This is a genomic window from Bradyrhizobium diazoefficiens, from assembly GCF_016616235.1.
Taxonomy (GTDB): Bacteria; Pseudomonadota; Alphaproteobacteria; order Rhizobiales; family Xanthobacteraceae; genus Bradyrhizobium; species Bradyrhizobium diazoefficiens_H.
In genome coordinates this window covers 4,076,719-4,103,261 of the sequence record NZ_CP067100.1, presented here as the reverse complement: position 1 = coordinate 4,103,261, position 26,543 = coordinate 4,076,719, and the positions used below count along the sequence as shown (strand labels likewise).

The 26,543-nt window shown below is 65.8% G+C and carries 22 protein-coding genes; 9 read left to right on the top strand and 13 right to left on the bottom strand.

Annotated elements, in window-relative coordinates; genetic code table 11:
* Nucleotides 1-217: 217 nt before the first annotated feature.
* Both JJB99_RS19465 and JJB99_RS19460 read right to left on the bottom strand, forming a co-directional pair.
* A complete protein-coding gene (locus JJB99_RS19465; protein WP_200493956.1) occupies nt 218-1,381 on the bottom strand; it encodes a CmpA/NrtA family ABC transporter substrate-binding protein in 1,164 nt (387 codons plus the stop codon).
* Nucleotides 1,378-1,968: an ANTAR domain-containing response regulator gene (locus tag JJB99_RS19460; RefSeq protein WP_200493955.1), complete on the bottom strand. Its 591-nt coding sequence runs from the start codon at nt 1,966-1,968 to the stop codon at nt 1,378-1,380. The genes JJB99_RS19465 and JJB99_RS19460 overlap by 4 nt, the downstream gene beginning before the upstream one ends.
* Before the next feature lie 110 nt (nt 1,969-2,078).
* On the opposite strand from JJB99_RS19460, the gene rimO reads away from it, so the two are divergent.
* Complete coding sequence (rimO, locus tag JJB99_RS19455; RefSeq protein ID WP_200493954.1) at nt 2,079-3,404, top strand: 30S ribosomal protein S12 methylthiotransferase RimO; 1,326 nt, start codon at nt 2,079-2,081, stop codon at nt 3,402-3,404.
* A gap of 189 nt (nt 3,405-3,593) precedes the next feature.
* Here rimO and JJB99_RS19450 read toward each other — a convergent pair whose 3' ends face one another.
* Nucleotides 3,594-4,532 (bottom strand): hypothetical protein, encoded by a 939-nt coding sequence (locus JJB99_RS19450; protein WP_200493953.1) that lies wholly within the window; start codon nt 4,530-4,532, stop codon nt 3,594-3,596.
* Between the two features lie 401 nt (nt 4,533-4,933).
* Here JJB99_RS19450 and JJB99_RS19445 point away from each other — a divergent pair, with 401 nt between their 5' ends.
* The gene (locus tag JJB99_RS19445) at nt 4,934-6,124 is read left to right on the top strand and encodes an acetylornithine transaminase (protein ID WP_200493952.1); all 1,191 of its coding nucleotides are present in this window, start codon (nt 4,934-4,936) and stop codon (nt 6,122-6,124) included.
* A gap of 157 nt (nt 6,125-6,281) precedes the next feature.
* On the opposite strand, the gene JJB99_RS19440 is transcribed toward JJB99_RS19445, so the two are convergent.
* The 3 genes from JJB99_RS19440 to pcsA all read right to left on the bottom strand — a co-directional run bounded on the left by JJB99_RS19440 (nt 6,282) and on the right by pcsA (nt 8,829).
* Nucleotides 6,282-7,256: a quinone oxidoreductase family protein gene (locus JJB99_RS19440; RefSeq protein ID WP_200493951.1), complete on the bottom strand. Its 975-nt coding sequence runs from the start codon at nt 7,254-7,256 to the stop codon at nt 6,282-6,284.
* 74 nt (nt 7,257-7,330) lie between these two features.
* Complete coding sequence (locus JJB99_RS19435; RefSeq protein WP_200493950.1) at nt 7,331-8,065, bottom strand: TerC family protein; 735 nt, start codon at nt 8,063-8,065, stop codon at nt 7,331-7,333.
* Nucleotides 8,062-8,829 carry a phosphatidylcholine synthase gene (pcsA, locus tag JJB99_RS19430; protein ID WP_200493949.1) on the bottom strand — a complete coding sequence of 256 codons (768 nt, stop codon included), beginning with the start codon at nt 8,827-8,829 and terminating at the stop codon, nt 8,062-8,064. The genes JJB99_RS19435 and pcsA overlap by 4 nt, the downstream gene beginning before the upstream one ends.
* Nucleotides 8,830-8,916: 87 nt before the next feature.
* Here pcsA and JJB99_RS19425 point away from each other — a divergent pair, with 87 nt between their 5' ends.
* A complete protein-coding gene (locus JJB99_RS19425; protein WP_200493948.1) occupies nt 8,917-10,101 on the top strand; it encodes a UbiH/UbiF family hydroxylase in 1,185 nt (394 codons plus the stop codon).
* A 15-nt stretch (nt 10,102-10,116) separates the two neighbouring features.
* Here the strand turns inward: JJB99_RS19425 and JJB99_RS19420 are convergent, their stop codons facing one another.
* Nucleotides 10,117-11,070 carry an AEC family transporter gene (locus JJB99_RS19420; protein WP_200493947.1) on the bottom strand — a complete coding sequence of 318 codons (954 nt, stop codon included), beginning with the start codon at nt 11,068-11,070 and terminating at the stop codon, nt 10,117-10,119.
* A 106-nt stretch (nt 11,071-11,176) separates the two neighbouring features.
* Between JJB99_RS19420 and hspQ the strand changes: the two genes are divergently transcribed.
* A complete protein-coding gene (hspQ, locus tag JJB99_RS19415) occupies nt 11,177-11,509 on the top strand; it encodes a heat shock protein HspQ (protein WP_200493946.1) in 333 nt (110 codons plus the stop codon).
* A gap of 77 nt (nt 11,510-11,586) precedes the next feature.
* Here hspQ and JJB99_RS19410 read toward each other — a convergent pair whose 3' ends face one another.
* Complete coding sequence (locus tag JJB99_RS19410; protein WP_200493945.1) at nt 11,587-12,402, bottom strand: invasion associated locus B family protein; 816 nt, start codon at nt 12,400-12,402, stop codon at nt 11,587-11,589.
* 272 nt (nt 12,403-12,674) lie between these two features.
* Here JJB99_RS19410 and JJB99_RS19405 point away from each other — a divergent pair, with 272 nt between their 5' ends.
* From JJB99_RS19405 to JJB99_RS19395, 3 genes are all read left to right on the top strand, one after another.
* Entirely contained in the window at nt 12,675-14,498 is a 1,824-nt protein-coding gene (locus JJB99_RS19405) for an extracellular solute-binding protein (RefSeq protein ID WP_200493944.1), read from the top strand.
* A gap of 23 nt (nt 14,499-14,521) precedes the next feature.
* Nucleotides 14,522-16,024 carry a class I adenylate-forming enzyme family protein gene (locus tag JJB99_RS19400; RefSeq protein WP_200493943.1) on the top strand — a complete coding sequence of 501 codons (1,503 nt, stop codon included), beginning with the start codon at nt 14,522-14,524 and terminating at the stop codon, nt 16,022-16,024.
* An 85-nt stretch (nt 16,025-16,109) separates the two neighbouring features.
* Nucleotides 16,110-17,333: a GGDEF domain-containing protein gene (locus tag JJB99_RS19395; RefSeq protein WP_200493942.1), complete on the top strand. Its 1,224-nt coding sequence runs from the start codon at nt 16,110-16,112 to the stop codon at nt 17,331-17,333.
* Between the two features lie 130 nt (nt 17,334-17,463).
* On the opposite strand, the gene mfd is transcribed toward JJB99_RS19395, so the two are convergent.
* Nucleotides 17,464-20,982, bottom strand: coding sequence for a transcription-repair coupling factor (mfd, locus tag JJB99_RS19390; RefSeq protein ID WP_200493941.1), 3,519 nt, complete (start codon nt 20,980-20,982; stop codon nt 17,464-17,466).
* The gene (locus JJB99_RS19385; protein ID WP_200493940.1) at nt 20,979-21,269 is read right to left on the bottom strand and encodes a succinate dehydrogenase assembly factor 2; all 291 of its coding nucleotides are present in this window, start codon (nt 21,267-21,269) and stop codon (nt 20,979-20,981) included. Before JJB99_RS19385 ends, mfd begins: the two co-directional genes overlap by 4 nt.
* 185 nt (nt 21,270-21,454) lie before the next feature.
* Between JJB99_RS19385 and recG the strand changes: the two genes are divergently transcribed.
* On the top strand, nt 21,455-23,563 hold the full coding sequence (gene recG / locus JJB99_RS19380) for an ATP-dependent DNA helicase RecG (protein WP_200493939.1): 2,109 nt from the start codon (nt 21,455-21,457) through the stop codon (nt 23,561-23,563).
* A gap of 79 nt (nt 23,564-23,642) precedes the next feature.
* Here the strand turns inward: recG and JJB99_RS19375 are convergent, their stop codons facing one another.
* A complete protein-coding gene (locus JJB99_RS19375) occupies nt 23,643-24,473 on the bottom strand; it encodes a helix-turn-helix domain-containing protein (protein ID WP_200493938.1) in 831 nt (276 codons plus the stop codon).
* Between the two features lie 98 nt (nt 24,474-24,571).
* Nucleotides 24,572-24,961 (bottom strand): nuclear transport factor 2 family protein, encoded by a 390-nt coding sequence (locus tag JJB99_RS19370; RefSeq protein ID WP_200493937.1) that lies wholly within the window; start codon nt 24,959-24,961, stop codon nt 24,572-24,574.
* Between the two features lie 172 nt (nt 24,962-25,133).
* On the opposite strand from JJB99_RS19370, the gene JJB99_RS19365 reads away from it, so the two are divergent.
* Nucleotides 25,134-25,655 carry an AAA family ATPase gene (locus tag JJB99_RS19365; RefSeq protein ID WP_200493936.1) on the top strand — a complete coding sequence of 174 codons (522 nt, stop codon included), beginning with the start codon at nt 25,134-25,136 and terminating at the stop codon, nt 25,653-25,655.
* Nucleotides 25,656-25,665: 10 nt separating this feature from the next.
* Here JJB99_RS19365 and JJB99_RS19360 read toward each other — a convergent pair whose 3' ends face one another.
* Nucleotides 25,666-26,520, bottom strand: coding sequence for an NAD(P)-dependent oxidoreductase (locus JJB99_RS19360; protein ID WP_200493935.1), 855 nt, complete (start codon nt 26,518-26,520; stop codon nt 25,666-25,668).
* Nucleotides 26,521-26,543: the final 23 nt, after the last annotated feature.

Genomic DNA, 26,543 nt, shown 5'->3' with positions numbered 1-26,543 from the left:
GCTGCGGGACTTGGCTCAGCAGGCACCTGTGACAAGCTGGCCGCACTGCAACATTCAAGTTGCGTGCCAGCTTTGACGAAATGAAAACTGATGAGATTTCAAGGGAATGCGGAGGTCCCGCAGGAACACCGACCACGCAACTCTTCACGAAATGGAGGCAGTGAGCCTAAAATTTGATCGCTAAAACAGATTGCCTAGGAAATATGCAAACGCCGAATCAGGCTGTCCACCGTCCCACGTCAAAGGCTTTCAAATGCCCCAAAATGTTGTCCGGATCGAACGCCGGCCCGGCGAAAGCGTCGAGCCCTCCAGCGGCTTCATCAGGGGGCCGACGGCCGATCGCCGCATCGTAGAGATCGGGCCTGAACACCGCCATCGCAGTCTTGACGCCATCCGGCGTCAGCGCCGTCTGCCCCCAGCGCACCATCTGCGCATAGAGCCAGGCGGCCTGAACCGGATCCGGGCGCCCTGCCCCTTCGCGCCCGACCAGGAGATAGCGGCCGCTTTCGCGAATGGTGCCGTCAGGCGAAATCTTCAGGCGTCCCACCAGCGTCCGCTCGATCACCTCAAGCTCGACGCCGATCCGTTCCGGCTGCGCCAGGATGCGCGCCGCCTCGGTCCGGTTCGCCGGCTCCTCGATGAACTCGGCGGCTTTCACCGCCGCCCGCACCAAAGCTGCAACCACATCCGGGTGCTTGTCGGCCCAGACCTGGCGGACCGCCAGCACCTTCTCAGCAGCGCGGGCCAATATGTCGGAGGAGAAATGCAGGATGTGGCCGACGCCGCGATCGACCGCGATCGAATTCCAGGGCGCGCCGACGCAGAACGCATCGACATGCCCGCTCCTGAGGCTGTCGACCATGAAGGGCGGCGGCAGCACGACGAGGCGCACATCCTCGTCCGGATCGACGCCGGCCGCGGCCATCCAGAATCGCAATTGGTAATTGTGGGTCGAGAACGGAAAGGTCATGCCGAAAGTCAGCGGCTCGGCCTCTGCCTTGCGCCTGATGGCGACGACCTTCGCCAGCGCTTTCGCGGTGAGAAGCGGATCGAAGCGGTCGCCATCGATCGCCTCCATCAGCGCCGCATGGAGCGACGGCGACACCGTGATCGCATTGCCGTTGACGCCGAGATTGAAGGGCGCGGCGATCGGCACCTTGACATGGCCGAGCCCGAGCGAGGATGCGATCGCCACCGGTGCAAGCAAATGGGCGGCATCGAACAGGCCGATATTGAGCTTGTCGCGGACGTTCGACCAGGACACCTCGCGCACCAGCTCGATCTCTAAACCCTCGGCGGAGGCAAAGCCCTTGTCGACGGCGACGATCAGTGCGGCGGCATCGACCAGCGGGATGAACCCGATGCGGAGGGGAGCGGTCATTTCAGCATCTCCGACGCGGTGATGATCGACTGGGCGATCTCGCCGATTTTCTTCTTCTCGCGCATCGCGGTCGAGCGCAGCAGCACATAGGCCTCGTCCTCGGTGAGGCCCTTCACCTTCATCAGGATGCCCTTGGCCTTCTCGATGATCTTGCGGTCCTCGAGCTGCGACTTGGTGCGCTCCAGCTCCTCCTGGAGTTTTGCGAAGGCGTTGAAGCGGGACACGCAGAGGTCGAGGATCGGCTTGATGCGCTCCTTCTTTAGCCCGTCGACGATATAGGCGGAGACCCCCGCCTCCACGGAGGCCTGGATCGAGGCGGAATCGCTCTGGTCCACGAACATCGCGATCGGCCGCTTCACCGCGCGGCTGACCTGGAACATCGCCTCCAGCACGTCGCGGCTGGGGTTTTCCAGATCGATCACGATGATATCAGGATCCACCGCATAAATACGGGCCAGCAGGCTCTGCATCTCGCGGATATGGACGACTTGCGTGAATCCGGCCTCCCGCAACCCGTCCTCGAGGATCGCAGCCCGGATCGGGCTTTCGTCGACGATCACGATTTTGGGCGACTGTTCGGCGCTCATGGCTCACTCACGGCAGGTGGCTCATCCATAGCATGCCGGAACGCGATGCAAAGGGTTGTAATCAGGGGCAATTGGGACTAGCTCAGGCCGGTCAATCAGGCAGATCGGATATGGATCAGACGGCTGCGCCCAAGGTCAGCTTCGTGTCACTCGGGTGTCCCAAGGCATTGGTGGATTCCGAGCGCATCATCACGCGCCTGCGCGCGGAGGGCTACGAGCTCGCCCGCAAGCATGACGGGGCCGACATCGTCATCGTCAACACCTGTGGCTTCCTCGACAGCGCCAAGCAGGAATCGCTCTCGGCGATCGGCGAGGCCATGGCCGAGAACGGCAAGGTGATCGTGACGGGCTGCATGGGCGCCGAGCCGGAAGCGATCGAACAGGCCTATCCCGGCGTGCTTTCCATCACCGGCCCGCAGCAATACGAGAGCGTGCTGGACGCCGTGCATCGTGCGCTGCCGCCCGCGCATCATCCGCATCTCGATCTGGTGCCGCCGCAGGGTATCAAGCTGACGCCGCGCCACTACGCCTACTTGAAGATCTCCGAAGGCTGCAACAACCGCTGCACCTTCTGCATCATTCCGAAACTGCGCGGAGATCTCGTCTCGCGTCCAGCCAATGACGTGCTGCGCGAGGCCGAGCGTCTGGTCGGTGCGGGCGTCAAGGAACTGCTTGTCATCTCGCAGGACACTTCGGCCTATGGCGTCGATCTCAAATATGCCGAGAGCCCTTGGAAGGACCGCCAGGTCCGCGCCAAATTCCTCGACCTCGCGCGCGAGCTCGGTGAGCTCGGCGCCTGGGTTCGGCTGCAATATGTCTACCCCTACCCGCATGTCGACGAGGTCATCGCGCTGATGAATGAGGGCAAGGTGCTGCCCTATCTCGACATCCCGTTCCAGCATGCAAGCCCCGAGGTGCTGAAGGCGATGAAGCGCCCGGCGGCACAGGACAAGACCCTGGCGCGCATCAAGCGCTGGCGCGAGGAATGCCCTGATCTTGCGCTGCGCTCGACCTTCATCGTCGGCTTCCCCGGCGAGACCGACGCCGATTTCGCCTATCTGCTCGACTGGCTCGATGAGGCCGAGATCGACCGCCTCGGCTGCTTCAGATACGAGCCGGTTGCGGGCGCGACGTCGAACGCGATCGCAAATCCCGTGCCGGAGGAGGTCAAGCAGGAGCGCTACAACGCGCTGATGGCGCGGCAGCAGAAAATTTCCGCGCGCAGACTGAAGCGCAAAGTCGGCACGCGCCAGCAGATCATCATCGACGAGGTCGGCCCGACCGTCGCCAAGGGCCGCTCCAAGGCCGATGCGCCCGAGATCGACGGCGCAGTGTATCTCTCCAGCCGGCGGCCTCTGCGCGTCGGCGAGATCGTCACCGCGAAGATCGAACGCGCCGACCAATACGACCTGCACGGCAGCGTCGCGGGATTCTGACGGAATTCGCTGTGACGATCGGTCCAGCTACGAACTCTCTGTAACCTCTCCCGCTTGCGGGAGAGGTCGCGCCGAAGGCGCGGGTGAGGGCTTTCTCCTCATTGGGAGTCTCTCTGCAGAGGCACCCTCTCCGCAGCCCTCTCCCGCAAGCGGAAGAGCGAGCAGACCGCCGCTGGCGCTACAGCTCCCTCACGCCAGCCATTTCGGCACCCAGCGCTCGGGGCGCGGGGCCCGGGCGAGATCTGCTTGCGCTTCTGATAATTTCGCCGGCTCGCCGTCGATGGTCGGGCGCACGTCGTAGTCGAAGCTCGGCATGACGCGGCCGTCGGCATAGAGACCGAACTTCATCGCATACCATAGGCCGAGCTCGGGCTGGGCGCGGCGCATCTCCTCCCGCAAATCGCGCAGCAGGGATTCGATCGCGGCGGCTTCCTCGAACGGCTGCGGTCCGCGCGACAGCACGCGCGCCTCGTATTGCTTGCCGACGATGGCGACCTCGAAATGCGTCTTGTCCCAGGGCTTCTTGCCCTTCGGCAGATGCGCAGCGAGCCGCCAGCCGAGCTCGGCCATCAGGCGGTGATTGGCCCAATAGTCCTCGCGGTCGCGGCTCCATTTTTCGACGAAGCCGCGGAAGTCGGGCAATTCCGACGGTGCATCCTCGGCCGCGGCCAGCTCACCGGCCGGCCGCTCGGCGAGCCAGCGTGCAAGCTCGACCGTTTGCGGCTCGACCTCCTCGCGCGGCTTGAGATCGCTCCAGGCCTCGTCGAATTGCTGCGACGTCAGCTTCGTCAGCAAAGCGTCGAGGCTCGGCGCGAGCAGCTCGTAGTCGCCCTCCGATCCCAGCCCCACGATCGGCGGATTGTCCCGGTCCAGGCCCGCGCCGTACCAGCCGCCGACGACCGAGCCGTCCGGCAGCCGCATGAACAGCGAGAATCTGTCGCGCAACGGACTGCCGTCGATGATCGGTGCGTGATCGGAGAACTGGCCTTGCAGGGAGAAGCAGCCGACGCTGCCCCAGGGACGCTCCTTGAGCCAGCCGGCGAAGTCGATCAGAAGCGGCAGCGCGTCGATGCCCGGCGGAAATGCGCCGCGAACGCTGTCGAGGTCAATTGGGTATGTGTCGGACAAGGCAAAAACAATCTGTTGGTCCCGCCCCTCTTGGTCTTGGGAGGTACGCGTCCGGTTCGAAGCAATTCGCGTTGCCTGATCACAAACGCGCCAGAGCCCCGATGGTTGCCGCGCGACAATGAAATGAAACGCGATGCACGAGCAGAGTGTGTTTTGTAACGCGCCTGCTTGACAAGCCGTGTCATTCGGCTGTAGGGACGCGCCCCATGATCAACGCTCGGACCCATCAGCGCACCGAAATGCTCCGTCGTCGCTTCCGCGACGATGAGAGGGTGCGCCATGTCCGACGACGCCGCTGAACCGATAAAATTCAGCCGAGTTCTCGAGAAGGCCGCACCCGCAAGGTGCGGCCTTTCTGCTTTTTGCGCCGCTTTTTTCACCCGCCTCCAGAGGAGTTCGACATGACGACGCATCCGTACGACGCGCTGATGGACATCACCGCACGGCCGAAGGCCGTGTTCGTCCGCGGCGCGGGCTCCTACCTCTGGGACGACAGCCGCAAGCGCTATCTCGATTTCGTGCAGGGCTGGGCCGTGAATTGTCTCGGTCACTCCCCGCCCGCGATCGCCGACGCGCTCGCATCGCAGGCCAAGCGGCTCTTGACGCCGAGCCCGGCCTTCTACAACGAGCCGAGCCTGAAGCTGGCCGAGGCGCTGGTCGCAAACAGTGCGTTCGATCAGGTGTTCTTTGCCAATTCCGGCGCAGAAGCCAATGAGGGCGCGATCAAGCTCGCGCGCAAATATGGCAGCCTGCACAGAGGCGGCGCGTTCGAGATTATCAGCTTCGAGGGCGGCTTTCACGGAAGGACGCTAGCGACGATGTCGGCCTCGGGCAAGAAGGCGTTCGAGCCGCTGTTCGAGCCGAAGGTCTCGGGCTTCAAGAAAGCGAAGCTGAATGATATCGCCTCGGTCGAGACGCTGATCAACGACAACACCGTCGCCGTGATGCTCGAGCCGATCCAGGGTGAATCCGGCGTGTGGCCGGCGAGCGATCAGTTCCTGCAACAGCTGCGCGCCCTCACTGCGGCGCACGGCCTGCTGCTGATTTTCGACGAGATCCAGACCGGCATGGGCCGGACCGGAAAGCTCTTCCACTACGAGCATACCGGGATTGCGCCCGACATCATGACGCTCGGCAAGGGCATCGGCGGCGGCGTGCCGCTCGCGGCGCTGCTCGCAACCGAACGCGCCTCCTGCTTCGCGCATGGCGATCAGGGCGGCACGTTCAACGGCAACCCGATCATGTGCGCGGCGGGGCTCGCGGTGCTCGAGGAGGTCGGCAGGCCGGACTTCCTCAAGAGGGTCACCGAGACCGGTCTGCTGCTCGAAAGCGAGCTGCAGAAGGTCTCGGCGCGGCACGGCCTCGGCGAGGTCCGCGGCCGCGGGCTCTTGCTCGCGCTCGACCTCAAGCTGCCGATCGCGCCGGGAATCGTCGCGCAGGCGTTCGAGGCCGGCGTGCTCTTGAACGCACCGCAGCTCGACAGCTTGCGCTTCATGCCGGCGCTGAACGTCACGAAGGCGGAGATTGCCGAGATGATCGATTGTCTTGACGGGATTTTGACCAAAGCCGGCGCGGCAAGGCGGGTGGCGTAGGGCCAATCTCGTGCCCCGGACGCAGCGCAGCGCCACTTCGGCGGTGCGCTGCAGAGCCGGGGCCCATCTCTCTGCATCTTGTGCCGCATCTGGGTCCCGGCTCTGCGCAGCAGCGTTGCACGCTGCAGCGCGTCCGGGACAGCGAATGACGGAATACCTACGGCTTCAGGATCGACGCGCCCGTGGTCTTGCGGCTTTCGAGATCGATATGCGCCTTGGCGGCGTCCTTGAGCGCATAGGCGTGGTTGATCGGCACGTGCAACTTGCCATTAATGACGGCGGCGAACAGCGTGTCGGCGCCTTCCAGCAGCTCTTTGCGCGTACCGATATAGTCGTTGAGCTTCGGCCGCGTCGCGAACAGCGAGCCGTGAGTGTTGAGCTCGGCGATCGAGAACGGCGGCACCGGACCTGACGCGTTACCGAACGAAACGAACATGCCGCGCGGCTTGAGGCAGGATAGCGAGCCCGGAAAGGTCGCCTTGCCGACGCCGTCATAGACGACGTCGCAGCCCTCGTTGCGGCTGATTTGTTTCACGCGCGCGACAAAATCCTCCTCGTTGTAGAGGATGACGTGATCGCAGCCATTGGCTTCGGCAAGCTCGGCCTTCTCGCGCGAGCCGACGGTGCCGATGACATGGGCCCCTAACGCCCTTGCCCATTGGCACGCGAGCAGGCCAATGCCGCCGGCCGCAGCGTGGATCAGCACGCGATGATGCGGCTCGACCTTGAACGTCTTGTGCAGGAGGTACCAGACCGTGAGCCCCTTCAGCATCAGCACGGCGCCCTGCTCGTGGGTGATGTGGTCGGGCAGCTTGACCAGCTTCTCCCAGGGGATGTTGCGCTCGCCGGTATAGGCGCCGAGATTGTGGTAATAGGCGACGCGGTCGCCGGGATGGAAATTGGTCACGCCCGGCCCGACCGCTGTGACCTCGCCCGAGGCCTCGTTGCCGGCGATGAAGGGCAGCCCCGGCGCCTTGTAGAGGCCGGTGCGGTAATAGACGTCGATGAAGTTGAGGCCGACCGCATGCTGGCGGATGCGCACCTCGCCGGGGCCCGGCGCCGGCACCTCGACGCTCTCATAGACCAGGGCTTCGGGGCCTCCGACCTTGTGCACGCGGACGGCTTTGGTCATCCCTGACCTCCTCTTCTTTCGGCTAAGCGAAAGACATCGCGCCGATCTTGTCAACTCGGCGCTGGTCGCAACCACTAGGCGGAGGGCTTGCCGGCCTTCTTGCGGTTACGCTTGGCCAGCACGTTGAAGAATTCCACCGCCGCCGAGAACGCAATTGCGAAATAGATGTAGCCGCGCGGAATGTGAAATTGGAATCCGTTCGCGACCAGCGCGACGCCGATCAGCACCAGGAACGCCAGCGCCAGCATCTTGGTGGTCGGATGCGCCGCGACGAATCGCGCCACCGGCCCGGACGAAACGTACATGATCAGGCAGGCGATCACGACGGCCGCGATCATGATCTCGATATCCTGCGCCATGCCGATCGCGGTAATGATCGAGTCCAGCGAGAACACGATGTCGATGACGATGATCTGGACGATCACCCAGAAGAAGGCACTGCCGGCGGACTTCTGACCGCCCTCGCCGTCATCGGCGTCGACCTCGGCGTGGATCTCGTGCGTCGCTTTCGCAATCAAGAAAAGGCCGCCGCCGATCAGGATCAGATCGCGCCAGGAGAAGTCGTAACCTGCGAGCGAGAACACCGGCGCGGTCAGGCCGATCAGCCAAACCAGGACGCTGAGCAGGATGATGCGGAAGACCAGCGCCAGCGCGAGGCCGATCTGGCGGGCGCGGAGCGCCTGCTGCTCGGGGATGCGCGAGACGATCACCGACAGGAAGATGACGTTGTCGATGCCGAGCACGATCTCGAGCGCAGTCAAAGTGAGCAGCGCGGCCCAGGCTTCGGGGCTGGTGATGAGGTGCATCATGCGAAAGATCTTGCCAGGCGGATCACGGCGTCGCTGAAGCTGATCCAGAGCGCGATGGCGCACATCACGACCGTCACGCCGACGCCGACGCGAAAGTCCATCTCCAGCACATAGAGGCCGAGCACGGCCCAGATCGCGATCAGCGACATCGTCAGCCAGCGCAGCCGCACGACGCGGACCGGATGCAGCACGTGGAATGGCACGAAGGTCAGCACCACGAGTGCCGCGACCAGCAGCGTCGACCACAGCGGCGGCCAGTGCAGCAGGAACAGGTAGAACGCTGCCGCATTCCACAGTGCCGGAAAGCCGCGGAAATGATTGTCCTCCGCCTTCATGCGCAGATCGGCGAAATAGAGTGCGCTGGTGACGATGATGGCGACGCCGAGCAAGGGCGCTGCGACCGGCAGCAGCAGACCGCTGGCCACGATCGCATAGGCCGGCACGAAGACATAGGTGACGAAATCGACCACGAGGTCGAGCACATCGCCGGACCAGTTCGGCTGCACCGTCTTGACGTCGAGCCGGCGCGCGATCGGACCGTCGATCGCGTCGATGATGAGGGCAACGCCCAGCCACTGAAACATCGCCGCCCAGTGCTCGCGCACGGCCTCGAGCATCGCCAGCAGCGCGATCGCCGCGCCGAAGGCCGTGAAGATGTGCACCGAGAAGGCCGCGGCGCGGACCGCCGGTCTCGGCTTCAGGGAATCCTCTTGGGTATCCATGGCTTTTGCTATCAGAATGGGGCCGGTTTGCACATAAGCCATTGCGGCGCGCGGTCGCACAATTCGCCACAAAATCAGGGAAAAATAGCTGGGCTTGAATTTGCCGCGGAGCGTGTCAATTGTCAGTCCATGACAGACGCATCGACGCTCTTTGACGCAGCCGTGATCGGCGGCGGACCGGCCGGACTTGGCGCGGCCATTGCGCTGGCGCAGGCCGGCGCGCGGACCGCGCTGGTGGCGCGCCGCGTGCCCTATGCAGACAACCGCACCACCGCGCTGCTGGGTGCCTCCGTCGATCTGCTGGAGAGCCTCGACGTCTGGCCCCGCTGCAAGGACAAGGCAGCCGCGCTGCAGGTCATGCGGCTCGTCGACGACACCGGACGGCTGTTCCGCAGCCCCGAGGTCCGGTTCTCCTGTCACGAAATCGGGCTGGATGCTTTCGGCTACAACATCGACAACCGCTCGCTGATGCTGGCGCTGGAGGCGCGCGCGACTGAGCTGCCCAAGGTCGTCCGGTTCGACGACGAGGCCGAAAGCGTCGTGATCGAAGCCGACGACGTTGCGATCCGCACGGCGTCCGCGCAATTCCTTTCGGCCCGGCTCGTGGTCGGCGCCGACGGCCGGCATTCGCTGTGCCGCGAAGCCGCCGGCATCGCGGTGACCCGGCGCGAATTGAACCAGACTGCGCTGACCTTCAACGTCGGCCATGCCCGCCCCCACCGCAACGTCTCGACCGAGTTCCACACGCCGTACGGCCCCTGCGTGTTCGTGCCCCTGCCGGGTAATCGCTCCAGCATCGTGTGGGTCTCGGCGCCGGCGGAGGCCGAGCGGCTTCGCGGCTTGAGCGATGATGAATTGTCCGCCGCGGTCGAGAAGCAGTCGCATTCGATCTTGGGACGCATGACGGTCGAGCCCGGCCGCAACCTGTTCGCGCTGGCGATCGAACGCCCAAGATCCTTCGGCCGCGGCCGCGTCGCGCTGGTCGGCGAAGCCGCCCATGTGGTTCCGCCGATCGGCGCCCAAGGCCTCAACCTTGGCCTTCGCGATGCCGCCGACATCGCCAGGCTCGCCGGCGAGACCATCGCGTCGGGTGAGGACCCCGGCGCGGATGAGGTGCTCAAGCGCTACGATCGGGCCCGGCGGCCTGACATCTTGAGCCGGACCTTCGCGATCGACATCGCCAATCGCTCTTTGCTCAACGACTTCCTGCCGCTCCAGCCGGTCCGCGCCGTCGGCATGCACCTGTTAGGCGCCATCGGCCCGCTCCGGCGCTTTGCGATGCGCGAGGGGCTGACGCCGACCTGGCGAAGGTAGCTTGGCGAGCGTTTCCTAAGGAAACGCCAGCCGCCCCGTCTGGATCGCCCACATCACGCTGGTCAGCGTGATCACCGACGCGAAGGTGCCGAGCAGCACCGCGACGGAGGCGGATTCGATCCAGGCATCGTTCTGCCGGGCGATCACGAACACGTTCAGCGCCGGTGGCAGCGAGGCCATCAGCACCGCGGTCGCGGCCCAGGGCTGCGCGAACGGGCCGAACGCCAGCATCAGGCCGAACGCCGTGAGCGGATGGATCAGGAGTTTTATCGCGATCACGCCGGGCACCTCCCAGGGCACGCGGTCGAATGGACGCAGCGCCACCGTCACGCCGAGCACGAACAGCGCGGTCGGCGCGGCTGCGTTCTGGAGGAAGGTGATGGTGCGGTCGAGCACAACCGGCAGCTCGATATGGAGCGCGGCTACGGCCGCGCCGAAGCACGCCGACATGATCAGCGGGTTGAGCACGATCTGCTTCAGCACCACGCCGACGGCATGCACCAGCGAGGGATGCTCGCGGTCGGAGAGCTCGATCAAGAGCGGCACGATCGTGAACAGGAAGATGCTGTCGCAGCAGAAGATCAGCGCGGTCGGCGCCGCCGCCTTGGTCCCGAGCACCGCGAGCGCCAGTCCAGGACCCATGTAGCCGATGTTGCCGTAGCCGCCGGACAGGCCTGCAAGCGTCGCCTCGCGTAGCGTGAGGCGGCCCAGGACCTTGCCGACGACCAGCGCCAGGGTGAAGGCCGCGACCGTCGACAGCGTCGTCGCCACCAGGAACGGCGGGTTGTTCAATTCCGCGAATGGCGTCTTCGACATGATCGCGAACAGCAGCGCCGGCAGCGACACGTAGAGCAGGAAGAAGTTCATCCAGGCGAGGCCCGATTCCGGCAGCGATTTGACCTTGCCGCAGGCGAACCCGACGAAGATCAGGCCGAAATAAGGTAGAGCCAGATTGAGGATATCGACCATTGATGAAGTGTTTTCTAAAGACTTGGGGGCTATCCGCCCCGGAAGCGAAGGTTAATTCCGGATCAGGCCACTAGCATCGGCCACAATCCTGGTCTATCGACGGGGGATGATCAAAACGCGGACCGCCAAATTCCAGATCGGACAGGTCGTGCGCCATCGGATTTTCTCGTTCCGGGGCGTGATCTTCGACATCGATCCGGAATTCAACAACACCGAGGAGTGGTGGCTGTCGATCCCCGAGGACGTGCGGCCCCACAAGGACCAGCCGTTCTACCACCTGCTCGCGGAGAATGCGGAGTCCGAGTACGTTGCCTACGTCTCCGAGCAGAACCTGCTGCCCGACGAGTCCGGCGAGCCGATCCGGCATTCCCAGGTCGCCGAGATCTTCATCAAGAACAAGGACGGCGGCTATCGCCCGCGCAACCCGTCGCTGAACTGAGGTTTCGCAGCCGGCAAACGGCCAACAAAAAAGGCGCTCATCCGAGCGCCTTTTTCATATCCGGAATCCGGTCCCGATTATTTCTGACCGGCGGCCGCTGCGCCCGGAGCCGCGCCCTGCTGCTCGAGCTTCTTGCGCTGCTCGTCGGCCTTCTTCTGAAGCTCTTCCTGGAGCTTCTTCTGGTTTTCTTCGAACACCTTCGGATCGGTCGGCGGACCGTCATAGGCCTTCTGGAATTCGCCGGCGAGCGGCAGCGGCAGGGTCAGCGGCGCGCCGTTGGCATTGATGGCCTGGACAACGAGGTTCTGGCCCTTCTTCATGCTGTTGATGAGCTCGGGCGTGGCCTCGTAGTCGGACATGCAGCCGTTCTGGAAGCAGATCACATAAGGCTGCTGCAGCGGCGCGTTGCCATCGACGATGATGCGGGTGCCGTGCACGAGCTGCATGCCGAGCGGCAGCGTCACGCGCAGGATCTTCTTGGGCTCGCCTTCCGGCTCGATGATGACGGCGGCGATCACCGGCTGGCCCGACTCGATGCGGCCGTCCTTGCCGGTGAAGCAGACCTGCTTGGCATTGGCGTCCTGGCCCTTGAGGCAGAACTTGGTCCAGGGGGCGTAGATCAGCTGGATCTGCTGGTCTGCCGGCTGGGCGGCGCCCTGCTGCGCCGGAGCACCCTGCTGGGCGGGGGCCGGCTGCGCGGGCGCCTGGGCGGCCGGCGCCGGAGCCTTGGGGGCAGCCTTCGGAGCGGCTTTCGGCGTCGCCTTGGGCGCGGGCGCACCCGGAGCAGGAGCCTGGGCCTCGGCGGCAAACGGAACGACCAACGCCGTCGCCGTCAACAGGGCGAGAAGCCGCCCGCGCGGCCGGATGGACGCGGCCAAGTCATGGAAATTCATTGCGGAAAACCCTTTCTGAACGGGAAGTGCCCGAACCGCTCCGAAGCGCCGAACCTAGCCGCCTTGGGTGCGGCTCTCTCCCCGTCAATTGAGGCGGATAAGTGACGGGTTCGACGCTCTTGCGCGATTGGGTGCCTTCTTAACGTGGCCGACGAAAAGATCAATGCCGACAAGCGTCTTTGACCGCGCCTCAAGCCCCGCCTTGGCCTGCGCTCCGGGAAAATCCCTGTGATAGGATTCACGGCGACCGGTCCTCGAATCAACGTGTCCGAATGTCCATGTTCCAGTGCCTGCTCGAGGGCCTTGCTGTCCGCCTTTGCAGTCTCGCCTTCGCGCTCATCATCAGCCTGGCAGGCAGCGCGCGGGCTGAGGAAGCCCATGCCATCGCCATGCATGGCAAGCCGGCGATGCCGGCCGATTTCACCCACATGCCCTACGTCAACCCGGATGCCCCCAAGGGCGGCCGGCTGGTCTGGGGCATTCTCGGCACCTTCGACAGCCTCAATCCGTTCATCGTCAAGGGATTGGCCGTGCAGCCAATCCGCAGCTACGTCGTGGAGAGCCTGCTGGCGCGCGGCCAGGACGAGCCGTTCACGCTCTACGGCCTGCTCGCAAAGACTGTCGAGACCGACGACGAGCGGAGCTATGTCACGTTCCACCTCGATCCCCGCGCCCGCTTCTCCGACGGCCGGCCGGTAACGGCCGAAGACGTGCTGTTCTCCTGGCAGCTGCTGCGCGACCATGGGCGTCCGAACCTGCGGCAGTACTATGCCAAGGTCGCCAAGGCCTGGGCGCCCGATCCCCTCACCATCCGCTTCGATCTTACTGGCGCCAACGACCGCGAGCTGCCGCTGATCCTTGGCCTGATGCCCATCCTGCCGAAGCATGCGGTCGACGTCGCGAGCTTCGAGGAGACGACGCTGACCGGCCCCATCGGCTCGGGCCCCTACCGCGTCACGGCCGTGAAGCCCGGCGCCAGCGTCACCCTGACGCGCAACCCCGACTATTGGGGCCGCGACCTCCCCATCAATCGCGGGCTCTACAATTTCGATGAGATCAGGCTCGACTATTACCGCGAGGCCAACGGCCAGTTCGAGGCCTTCAAGCGCGGCCTCTATGATTTCCGTGTCGAGCCCGAGCCGCTGCGCTGGCACGACGGCTACGATTTTCCCGCAGCCAGAAGCGGCGAGGTGATCCGCGACACCATCAAGCCGGGCGTGCCGCAGCCTTCGGAATTCCTGGTGTTCAACACGAGGCGGCCGATCTTCGCCGACATCCGGGTGCGCCAGGCGCTGACGCTGCTGTTCGACTTCGAGCTGGTCAACCGCAACTACTTCTTCAATCTCTATTCGCGCGTCGCCGGCTATTTCGCAGGTTCCGATCTCTCCGCCTACGGCCGGGCTGCGGATGCGCGCGAGCGCGAATTGCTGAAACCCTTCGCCGCACAAATCCCGCCCGACATCATGGACGGCAGCTACCGCCTGCCCGTCACCGACGGCTCGGGGCGCGACCGCACCACTCTGCGCGCCGCGTTGAAACTCCTGTCGGAGGCCGGCTGGGATCTCGACGGAACCGTGCTGCGCAACCGCAAGACAAAAGCGCCTTTCACTTTCGAGATGCTGGTGACGACCCGCGACCAGGAGCGCATCGCGCTCGCGTTCCAGCGCGACCTCAAGCGCGCCGGCATCGAGGCCAGAGTCCGCACGGTCGATCCCGTGCAGTTCGACCAGCGCCGGCTCGCTTACGAATTCGACATGATCCAGAATCGCTGGGATCAGTCGCTCTCGCCAGGCAACGAGCAGTATTTCTATTGGGGCAGCGCCGGAGCCGACCATCCGGGGACCCGCAACTACATGGGCGCCAAGGACCCCGCGATCGAAGCCATGATCGCCGCGCTGCTGGAGGCCCGTGATCATACGGAATTCGTCTCGGCGGTGCGGGCGCTCGACCGCGCCCTGATCGCGGGCTTCTACACAATCCCCCTGTTTAACGTATCCGAGCAATGGATCGCGCGCTGGAATCGGATAGAACGGCCCGAGGCCACCGCGCTGTCCGGCTATCTGCCGGAGACCTGGTGGTCGAAGGGGCCGCCCTAGAGCCACTCAAACGAAGTGACGCCGTGAACCAGCCAGCAATATCCCCGACGCTCGACACGCTGTTTCAGCGCACGCTGCTGCGGCAGCCGCACGCGCTCGCTTTGCTCGATCCGCTCAACAAGGCCCGCGTGACCGGTCACCAGCCGCGGCGGCTGACTTATGCCGAGGCCGATACCGCCATCGAGGCGCTGTCGGCGCATTTCGTCGAATCGGGCCTGCCGGCCAATTCCGTCATCGCGATCCAGCTGCCTGCTACGGTCGAGTTCGTGCTGACCGTGCTCGCGGCCCATCGCGCCGGGCTCGTCGTCGCCGTGCTGCCGCTGCTGTGGCGCCATGCGGAGCTGACGGCCGCGCTGAATCGCACCGCGGCGCGCGCCATCGTCACCATGAGCAAGATCGACGGCGTCAGCTATGCCGACCTCGCGATGCATGCCGCCGCCGAGGCGTTCTCGATCCGCCATGTCTGCGGCTTCGGTACCGATTTGCCCGAAGGCATGGCCTCGCTCGATGACGTGCTGGCCCGCCCGCCCGGCACCACGCGCGCCGTGATCCAGGACGGCCGCAAGGCGGCGATGATCTCCTTCGACGTCACCGCGGAAGGTTTCCGCCCGGTGCCGCGGCCGCACTTCAGCCTGATCGCCGGCGGCCTTGCGATGTCGCTGGAGGCCGACATCAGGCAGGGCGCGACGGTGATGGCGGCGTTCACGCCGATGTCGTTTGCGGGCCTCGCCTCCTCGCTCGCGGTGTGGCTGCTCTCGGGCGGCACGCTGGCGCTGCATCATCCGTTCGAGAACGACGTGCTGGAGCAGCAGATCAACGCGCATGAATGCGCGGTGCTGGTCGCGCCGGCACAACTCGCGCTGCGGCTCGCCGATTCCGACCTCGCGGCACGACTGCCGACCTTACGCAACGTCATCGGCCTGTGGCGGGCACCCGAGCAAGTGGCGGCGAGCGATGCCTGGATCGCCCCGCATGCGCCGCTGACCGATGTCTACCTGTTCGGCGAGGCGGGACTGTTCGGCGCCCGCCGCGGCGAGGACGGCATGCCCGTTGCAGTGATGCCGGGGCCGCACGGCGCCCCGCGCGAGCAGTCCGGGTCCTCCATCGCCGGCGAGATCCTGCTGACGCCGAAGGGCACGCTCGGCCTGCGCGGACCGATGGTGCCGATCGCAGCCTATGCCCCGCCGCAGCCGGTCGGCGAGACGCTGACGGCGCAGCCGCCGCGCGACTATGTCGACACCGGCTACGCGGCGCGGATCGACCGCCAGAGCGGCGCGATCTGCATTACCGCCCCGCCATCCGGTCTCATGGCCGTCGGCGGCTACCGTTTCCTCTCCAACGACCTCCAGGAATGGGCGCGCCGGCTCGGCCAGGGCGCCCTGCTCACCGCGCTGCCCGACCGGCTTTCCGGCCACCGGCTCGCAGGACGAGCCCAGGACAATGCGAGGGCCCGCGAGGCGCTCAGCCAACTCGGGCTTAACCCCCTGATGGTCGAGGCTTTTCGCGACCGCTCCGGTCCGGTCTAGCCGCAGTTTCGCGCTCAGCATTGACGCTGCATTAAGGCGCCCGGACTAGATTGCGCAGCATCTGTTGCGTGATCAGAGTCTTTTGATGTCCCAGGCGGGCCCGATCCTGTTTGTGTCCAATGCCGAACGGCCGCCCTTCATTGCGGCGCTGGACGAGGCCCGGCTGTTTCCCGTGGTCGAGACGGACTGGGCCAGCGCGGCGCGCGCGGTCGAGCAGGTGCAGCCTGCCGCGGTCCTCGCCGCGATGCATGCGGGACACGAGCCGCATATGGCTGGGCTCTCCAGAAAGATCGCCGACCAATTGCCCTACGTGCCCTTCGTGGCCATGGATGCGGCGGGCACGCTGCCGCACAACGCCCTGCCCTTCACCTCGCGCGGCGGCAATTCCGATCGCCTGATCGCGCGGCTCCGCGCCGCACTGCGCGTGCGCACCCTTCATGCCACCGTGCTGCGCCGGCTGCCGGAAGCCAAAGTCACGCTGCCGGAGAGCGATCCGGCGCGCGATGCCACCGTGCTGCTGATCGGCCGCGGCGCGGCCTACCCGGCGCTCTCCGTCGCGCTCGGCGAGCGCGTCGGCGTCGTCGGCGCGCTTTCGATCGAGGCTGCGGCAAAGCATCTCAACACCCGCGACCTCGACGGCGTCGTGCTCGCCGAGGGTTTTACGGCGCGCGTGACGGATGCCTTTCTCACGGTGCTCGCCGAGGACACCCGCTTCCGCAGCCTGCCCGTGATCGTCACCGTCCACCAGCTGACCCAGACCTACGACCTGCCCAATCTCGAGCTGATCCCGGGGGAGCCGGTAAAAGTCGCCGCCAACGCGCTGCCCCTGATCCGCCAGCACGCGATGGAAGCGCAGCTGAGCCGCACGCTGCGTTCGATCGACGCCGGCGGCTGGCTCGATCCGCGCAGCGGCCTGCTCACGGTGGAAGCCTTTGCCCGCGATTTCGCCAAGGCGGTCGAGCAGACGCTGGCGCGCGGCGGCGGCCTCTCGGTCGCGCGGTTCGCCTTCGACCCCGGCAACTCCCGTGCCCAGCTCGATGCCGCGCGCATCCTCAGCCGCCTGATGCGGCAGATGGATTTTGGCGCGGCGCAGAAGGACGGCTCGGTCATCGTCGTGTTCGCGGAGACCGATTTCCGCACCGCGCACATGATCGCGCGCCGCTTGTCGGCGGTGATGCGCCACACCTCGAACGGCAAGCACGAGATGCGCAGCGATCCCGTGGTCAGCGTGGACTCGCTATCGCCGTCGGATACGGCGAGGTCGCTGCTGGCCCGGCTGTCGGCGGATGCGTCGCGCGCGGCGTCGTAGTTTTTCGCGGGTTGTCGCAACAAGCACCGTCATTGCGAGCGCAGCGAAGCAATCCAGACTGTCTCCGCGGAACGATTCTGGATTGCTTCGCCGCAAGGGCTCCTCGCAATGACGTGGCGAGAGCGTCCCCTCAAGCCGCCTTCTTGCTCTCCGCAAGCTGCGCCAGCTGGCGCATGATCTCCGTGGTGCCGGCGAGGCGCTCCTCCGGCGTCTCCCAGTCCTGCAAAAACACCACCTTCATGTCGGGCCGCACCTTGGCGGCCTGGCCATGGCTGCGGATGAAGGTCACAAGACGATCGGGATGGGCGAAGGAATTGTCGCGGAAGACGATGACAGCGCCCTTCGGGCCCGCGTCGATCTTCTCGACATTGGCTCTGCGGCAGAACGCCTTGATCGCGGCGACCTTGAACAGGTAGCGCACCTCGTCCGGCAGCACGCCGAAGCGGTCGCGCATCTCGGCGCCGAAGTTCTCGATCTCCTCCTCGGTGTCGAGATCGGCCAGACGTCGGTACAGCGACAGCCGCACCGAGAGATCGCCGACGTAATCCTCCGGGATCAGCACGGGCATGCCGATGGTGATCTGCGGCGACCAGCGGTCGGCGGCGGGCTCGGCCACGCCGGCCTTGAGGTTGACGATCGCCTCCTCCAGCATCGACTGGTAGAGCTCGAAGCCGACCTCCTTGATGTGGCCGGACTGCTCCTCGCCGAGCAGATTGCCGGCGCCGCGGATGTCGAGGTCGTGGGAGGCGAGCTGGAAGCCGGCGCCGAGCGTCTCCAGCGATTGCAGCACGGTGAGCCGGCGCTCGGCCTGCGCGGTGATCTTCTGCTGCGCCGGCAGCGTGAACAGCGCATAGGCGCGCAGCTTGGAGCGGCCGACGCGGCCGCGGAGCTGGTAGAGCTGGGCGAGGCCGAACATGTCGGCGCGGTGCACGATCAGCGTGTTGGCGTTAGGAATATCGAGGCCGGATTCCACGATCGTGGTCGACAAGAGGATGTCGAATTTGCCGTCATAGAACGCGGTCATGATGTCCTCGATCACGGCCGGTGGCATCTGCCCATGCGCGACCGCGACCTTCATCTCCGGCACGTTCTTGTCGAGGAAATCCTTGACCTCGGCGAGGTCGTCGATGCGCGGCACCACATAGAAGGCCTGGCCGCCGCGATAGCGCTCGCGCAGCAGCGCCTCACGGATCATCAGCGGATCGTGCGGGGCGACGAAGGTGCGGACCGCAAGGCGGTCGACGGGGGGCGAAGCGATGATCGAGAGCTCGCGCACGCCGGTGAGCGCCAGTTGCAAGGTGCGCGGGATCGGCGTCGCCGATAGCGTCAGCACGTGCACCTCGGCGCGCAACGCCTTCAGCCGCTCCTTGTGGCTGACGCCAAAATGCTGCTCCTCGTCGACGATGAGCAGGCCCAGATCGCGGAATTTGATGGCCTTGCCGAGCAGCGCATGGGTGCCGACGACAATGTCGACCGAGCCGTCGGCGAGGCCCTTCTTGACCTCGTTGAGCTGCTTGGTCGGGACCAGGCGCGAGGCCTGCGCGACATTGACTGGGAAGCCCTTGAAGCGCTCGCTGAACGTCCTGTAGTGCTGACGGGCCAGCAGCGTGGTCGGCACCACCACCGCGACCTGCTTGCCTTCGAGCGCGACAGCGAAGGCCGCGCGCAACGCCACCTCGGTCTTGCCGAAGCCGACGTCGCCGCAGATCAGCCGGTCCATGGGACGGCCCTTTTCGAGGTCCTTCAGCGTGGACTCGATCGCCCCCAGCTGGTCCTCGGTCTCGTCATAGGGGAAGCGCGCGCAGAACTCGTCGTAGAGGCCCGGCTGCACCGGCAGCTTCGGCGCATCGTGCAACTGCCGTTCGGCGGCAATCTTGATCAATTCGCCCGCAATCTCGCGGATGCGGTTCTTGAGCTTCGCCTTGCGGTTCTGCCAGCCGCTTCCGCCGAGTCGGTCGAGCTCGACCGTGGTCTGGTCGGAGCCGTAGCGCGACAACAGCTCGATGTTCTCGACCGGGAGGAACAGCTTCGTCTCGGCGGCATAATGCAGCTCGAGGCAGTCATGCGGCGCGCCGGCGACGTCGAGGGTCTGCAGGCCGATGAAGCGGCCGATGCCGTGGTCGACGTGGACGACGATGTCGCCGGCGGTAAGGCTCGTCACCTCCGAGATGAAATTGTCAAGCTTGCGGCTCGCCTTGCGCGGCCGCACCAGGCGGTCGCCGAGAATGTCCTGCTCGCTGATGACAGCGATCTCGTCGGTCTCGAAACCGCTCTCGAGGCCGAGCACGGCGAGCATGGTCTCGTTGCGCGGGGTCGCCTGCACCGTGCGCCAGGAGTTGACGCTGGTGGTGTGGGTCAGCTTGTGGTCGCGCAGCATCGAGGTCATGCGGTCGCGCGAGCCTTCGGTCCAAAGCGCGATCACGACCTTCTTGCGGCTAGCCTGCAAGGCCATGACGTGGCTGACCACGGACTCGAACACGTTGACCGTGGTGTCGTTGCGCTCCGGCGCGAAATCGCGGCCCTTGCGGGCGCCGGCATCGACCACGCTGCTGCCGTCAGCCGGCACCGAGAACGGCGTCAGCCGTGCCAACGGAATATCCCCCAGGCGCTTGGCCCACTCCTCGTCGGTGAGATAAAGCCTGTCAGGCGGCAGGGGCTTGTAGATGGCGCCGCCACCCGGATGCTCCATCGCATCGCGACGGGCCTCGTAATAGTCGAGGATCTGCTTGAAGCGCTCGCGGACGGCATCCTCGGCCTGCGGCTCGATGGCAACCACCGCCCCTTGCAGATAGTCGAATAGCGTGTCCATCCGGTCCTGGAACAGCGGTAGCCAGTGCTCCATGCCGGGATGGCGGCGGCCCTCGCTGACGGCTTCGTACAAGGAATCGTCGCGCTCGGGCGCGCCGAACTCGGCGACATAGCCCATGCGGAATCTGCGGATCGTGTCGGTGACGAGCTGGAATTCCGAAACCGGCACGAGATCGAGCGAACGCATGTCGAGCAGCGTGCGCTGGGTCTCGGCGTCGAAGGAACGGATCGATTCCAGGCTGTCGCCGAAGAAGTCGAACCGGACCGGCTGTTCGAGTCCGGCCGGGAAGAGATCGAGAATGCCGCCGCGGACGGCGTATTCGCCGGGCTCGCGCACGGTCGAGGAGCGGTTGTAGCCGTTATGCTCGAGCCATGCGACGATGGTGTCCATCGGCACCACATTGCCGGGTGCGACCGACAGCGCCTGCGCCGCAACGAGCTCGCGCGCGGGCACGCGCTGCACCACGGCATTCACCGTGGTCAGCACGATCAGCGGCTTGTCGCTGCCGGTGAGCGAGGCGAGCCTTGCCAGGGTGGTGAGGCGTTGCGCCAGAATGCCGCCATGCGGCGAGACGCGGTCATAGGGCTGGCAGTCCCAGGCCGGGAAGGTCAGCACCGGCAGATCCGGCGCGAAGAATCTGAGCGCCCGTTCGAGCTGCTGCATCCGCGCGCCGTCGCGGCAGACCACGGCAAGGCTCACGGCCGGCTTCTTCGGCCGCGCCGCGATGGCCCGGGCGAGATCGGAGACGATCAGGCCCTCGGCGCCCTCGGCGACATTGGCAAGCGTCAGCGCGCGGCCGGGCGTGAGCAGCTCGGCCGGCGATTTCATCCCCGGCTTCATGCGTTGCCGTCCGCGACCGGAAACGCCTTGATGCGCGCGAAGATCGCGCCGGTGACGTCGGCCGGCAGCACCTTGTCACCAGTGATGGCGGCATACAGATCGGGATCGTTGACCTCGAGCAGGGTCTCGAGCTCGGTGAGCTCGGTATCGGACAGCTTGCCGATCTCGGCGTCCGCGAAGCGGCCGAGGATCAGGTCCATCTCGCGCGTGCCGCGGTGCCAGCAGCGGAACAGGAGCCGCTTGCGGCGGTCGTCCAGGCCGTTGCTCGATCGTGTCGTTCCCGTCATGTCTCAAATCCAGTCAAACGCAGAAAGCCCGGACGTGCCGGGCCGGGCTGATATAGCTACTGGAACTGCGCGTGTCAGCCCTCGATTTGTCATGGCCCCCCGTCCGCACGCGGACAGGAAAAAAGCCGTGGATGCCCGGCACAAAGCCGGGCAAGACGAGCCGAAACGATCCTAGATTCGCCTCCATGCGCCCCAGCCTGCTCAATCCGCTGTTTGCACCCGTGACCAGCCTCTCTGGCGTCGGTCCGAAGCAGGAGAAGCTGCTGCAGTATCTGCTCAGCCGGAGCGAGACGCCGCGGCTGGTCGATCTGCTCTTGCATCTGCCGAGCCAGGTGATCGACCGCCGCGCCCGGCCGAAGGTCCGCGACGCGGCCCAGGGAACCATGGTGACGCTGGAGGTCACCGTCGATCGCCACCGCCCGCCTCCGCCGCGCAATTCGCGCGCGCCGTACCTCGTCTATGCCAGCGACGATACCGGCGACGTCGTGCTGACCTTCTTCCGCGCCAAGCCCGGCTATGTCGAGAAGCTGCTGCCCGTCGGCGAGAAGCGCTACGTCTCCGGCACGCTGCAGATGTACGACGGCATCGCCCAGATCGTGCATCCCGACCGCGTGCTCGACGAGGAGGCGATCTCAAAACTCTCGGGCATCGATCCCGTCTATCCGCTGACGGAGGGCCTCGCGCTCGGCTCGCTCCGCCGCGCGATCGCGCAGGCGTTGCAGAAGCTGCCGACCCTGCCGGAGTGGATCAGCCCGGACGTGCTGCGGCGCTGCAATTTTCCGCCCATAGCGGACGCGCTCAACCGCGTGCACCAGCCTGTCGAGCTCACGGACATCTTGCCGGACCAGCCGTTCTGGTCCCGCCTCGCCTTCGACGAGTTGCTCGCCGGCCAGCTCGCGCTCGCCCTGATCCGCGCGCAACTGCGCCGTCCCGCCGGCGTGCGCAATGCCGGCGACGGGCAGCTGCGCAACAAGATCATCGACGCCCTGCCCTATGCGCTCACGCCCTCCCAGCGCAGCGCCGCAGCCGCCATCGCCGAGGACCTGAAGCAGCCGGTGCGCATGCTGCGCCTGCTCCAGGGCGACGTCGGCTCGGGCAAGACCGTGGTCGCGCTGCTCGCAGCCGCTGCCGTGGCCGAAGTCGGCAAGCAGGCCGCGCTGATGGCGCCGACCGAAATTCTGGCGCGCCAGCACATCAAGACCATCGCGCCGCTCGCCGAACGCGCGGGCATGCGGGTCGCCATTCTCACCGGCCGAGAGAAGGGCAAGGAGCGGCGCGAGCTGTTGGCGCAACTTGAAGCAGGCGAGATCGATCTCCTCGTCGGCACCCATGCGCTGATCCAGGACCACGTGATCTTCCGCGATCTGGCGCTTGCCGTCGTCGACGAGCAGCACCGCTTTGGCGTGCGCGAACGCCTCGCGCTGACCTCGAAGGGCGAAGCGGTCGACGTGCTGGTGCTGAGCGCAACCCCGATCCCGCGCACGCTGGTGCTGACCTATTTCGGCGACATGGACATCTCGGAGCTGCGTGAGAAGCCCGCCGGACGGCAGCCGATCGATACCCGCGCCGTCGCCATGAGCCGGCTCGGCGAGGTCATCGACGGCGTCGGCCGCGCGCTCGACTCCGGCAAGCTGGTGTACTGGATCTGCCCGCTGGTCGAGGAATCCGAAGCGGAGGGCACCGAGCACCTGACCAACGCGACCAAACGTTTCGAGAGCCTGCAAAAGCGCTTTGGCGACCGCGTCGGCCTCGTCCACGGCCAGATGAAGGGCGCCGAGAAGGACCGCGTGATGGGTCAGTTCGCCGCCCACGAGATTGGGCTGCTGGTCGCGACCACCGTGGTCGAGGTCGGCGTCGACGTGCCGGCCGCAACGATCATGGTGATCGAGAACGCCGAACGCTTTGGCCTCGCCCAGCTGCACCAGCTGCGCGGCCGCATCGGCCGCGGCTCGGAGGCCTCGACCTGCATTCTGCTCTATAGCGAGCCGCTCGGCGAGATGTCGAAGGCGCGGCTGAAAGTGATCCGCGAGACCACCGACGGCTTTCGCATCGCCGAGGAGGACCTGAAGCTGCGCGGCGAAGGCGACGTGCTCGGCGTGCGCCAGAGCGGCCTGCCCGGCTACCGCATCGCGCGCCCGGAGGTGCACGGCCAGCTCATCGCCCAGGCCAGAGACGAGGCGCTGCGGATCCTGAAGGACGATCCGAAGCTGAAGGGCGAGCGCGGCGAAGCGCTGCGGTGCCTGCTGTACCTTTACGAACGGGATGAGGCGATCCCGCTGATCGGGGCCGGCTAGCTGGAGCACGCTACGCTCGCAATGACGATGTGGGTGGAGCTCGGCACGCGTCGATGGAATCGGCCCGTGGCAACGCCGCTCACCCCGCATGTGCGCGCAAGAACCTGCCGTGCTCGGCTTCAGTCGCATCGTTGGCTGGGAACATGCACTCGAGCCGCAGCTCTTCAGCCGTCACGGTCTGCGGCGTCCCGACCGTCGTGATCAGGGAGAAATAGTCGAGCATCACGCCGTCCTTGACGAAGCTGAGCGGGATCATCGGCATCGCGTCCGAGGCCGATGGCGCGCGCCATTCCGGCTTCACGCCGGGGTATCGCGACAGCTCTTCCAGCAGCGCTTTCGTCCGGATATCGATGACGTGCCCGACCGCCTCGCGATGGACACGCGCAAGCAGGCTGCGGGCGGTCTGCGGCCAGTTCGCGATGAAGGGGCGCATCCCCTCCGGATCGAACATGAGATGCAGCAGGTTTCGCGGGCTCGGCCGCGCCGACAGGTCGATGAAGCAGTTGAACAGACGCGGCGCGGCCTCGTTGGTCATCAGCACGTTCCAGCGGCGGTCCATGACGATGGCCGGAAACGGTTCGTGCTGATGCAGCATCCGTTGCAGGGCGCGATTGATGCTGGTCATGGCAGACGTGCCCAGCGCGGGATCGGAATAGGACGGGGCGTAGCCTGCGGCCAGCAGCAATTCGTTTCGCTCGCGCAAGGGCACGTCGAGGGCCTGGGCAAGATCGAGCAGCATCTGGCGGCTCGGGATGCTGCGACCGCTCTCGACGAAGCTGATGTGCTTTTGCGAGACGCCGGCATCGAAAGACAAATCGAGCTGCGTCTTGCCGCGAATGTCCCGCCATCGACGCAGCAGCGCGCCCGCGGACGTCGCGCGTGTCTTGAGGGCGCTGGCTGTGACTTTCATTGTCGAACGATCCTTCGATGCTGCCGCGTCGTCGACGCGCGGGCGCCGGTGCCCCGGGATCGCCCCGAGGCACCATTTGGGTCGCCAATGGCGGACAATCAACCGAAGGCGACCGGACCGACGGCCCCGACCCAGTGCTTCACCTTGGTCTCGTCCCGCTCGTCCATGTAGAAGAAATGCATCATCGTCGGATGCACCGCCTTCATCGAGGGATCGTCGGGCCTCATGTCCACGACACCGCGAAACACCTTCAGAGTGCCGGCATCCCAATATTCGGTGACGTGATGCAGCGCCGTGAAACCGGTGTCGATGAAAGCCTTCAGATTGGCGCGGATCGCTTCCCGCCCCTTCCAGTCGGCGACGCCGAGATTGCAGACCGCATCCTCCGCAAAGCAATCGAACCCCTGTCCAAACGTCTTGTCGTCGATCTCCTTCCACATATCGAGCAGCCATTGCGGTGGCTCCTTCTTCGTGAACACGACTTGCATTCTTCTCTCCTCATGCGGTGATACGCGTCCGACCGGAGGCTCATGGGCGCCCCGGCGGAGGATGAGCGGGAGACTAGTCGGGCTGCGGATTGGCTCAATTACACGCGAGGTAATAAGCGGGCCGCGAAGGCGCGCTCTTTCACCGAGCCTCACTCTGTGAAATCCTGCTTCCATGCGCCGGATCATCGTCGTTGGCTCCCAGGGGAGCGGAAAGACGAGTCTCGCCCTGAGGCTTGGGCGAAAGCTCGGATTGCCCGTGGTGCATCTCGACGTGCTGTACTGGCGGCCGGGCTGGACGCCTTCGGACACAGCAGGTTTTCGGGCACGCGTCACTGATGCGACCGCGGGCGATGCCTGGGTCGTTGACGGCAGCTTCTCGGGTCTCGTCTTCGACATCACGATCGCACGCGCTGACGTTCTTGTTGTGATCGACCGCCCGCGCTGGGTCTGCCAGTGGCGCATTCTCTGGCGCTCCGCCTTCGGTCGCGACAACGGCCGGCCCGATTTGCCGGACGGGTGCCTGGAACAGTTCGACTGGAAGCTGATGAAGGAGGCGTGGCGCTACGATGTCGAGCGCGTGCCCGTCATCGAGGCCGAGCGGCTCCAGTATGGCCCGGATGTTCCGGTCGTGCGTTTGAGGCGCGACCGGGACATTCAGGGCTTTGTGGAGTCCGTTTCAGTGCAAGGCGAGTGAAACTGGCCGATCAGGGATTCTTCGCGATCCGCGCGGCAAACGCCTTCAGCAATTCCGCATCCACCGCCTCGCCATTTGCGTCTGCGGCGAGATGCTCGAACCAGCGCGCAAAGCCCTCGTAGATCTGGCTGGCCGGATGATCGGCGCCGAGAAAGCCGGAAATCTCCCGCATCTCCGCAACCCAGCGATAGGCCTTCGGGATCATGTCCGGCAGCGCGACCTCGAGCCGCGCCAGGATGGCGGGCTGGCTCAGCGCCAGCTCGTCGCGCAGCGCGTCCGCCGCGCCTGCTTTCGTGGCCGCAACCACCATGGCCGAGCCGATGCCGGCGAGGCCCTTGACGATGCCGGCATAGGACATCTTCAGCGCCGACGCCGCGCCGACCGGGCCCTCGACGATGCGCACGTCGAGACCGAGGTCCTTCAGCACCGCGACGTCCCTGGCGTGCTCGCCGGACATGTAGAAGGCCGGACTCTTGCCGCCGGGCTGCGGCGGAAACCCGATGATGCCGCCATCGACGAACGGCGCCTGCGCCGAGCCGATGATCTCCTCGATCCGCATCACGGTGTCGACATTGACGGCATTGCAGTCGACCACGACCGGCTTCTTCTCGCGCCGGACGATCAGCGCCGCCAGCCGCTCCGCCAGCGCCACCGCCTCGCCCGGCGGCACGATCGAGAGGATGATGTCGGCCTCCGCGATCGCCTCGTCCTCGGCACCGACCATGCCGGCGTCCGCGGCGCGTTTCAGCGTGGCTTCGCTTCGTCCCTTCAACGACGTCAGGACGCGGGCGCCGTTCTCGCTGAGGCGGCGGGCCACGGCGCTGCCCATGGCACCGGGCGCGAGGATCGCTATGGTTTTGGACATCGTGCACTCCGGATCGCGTTCCA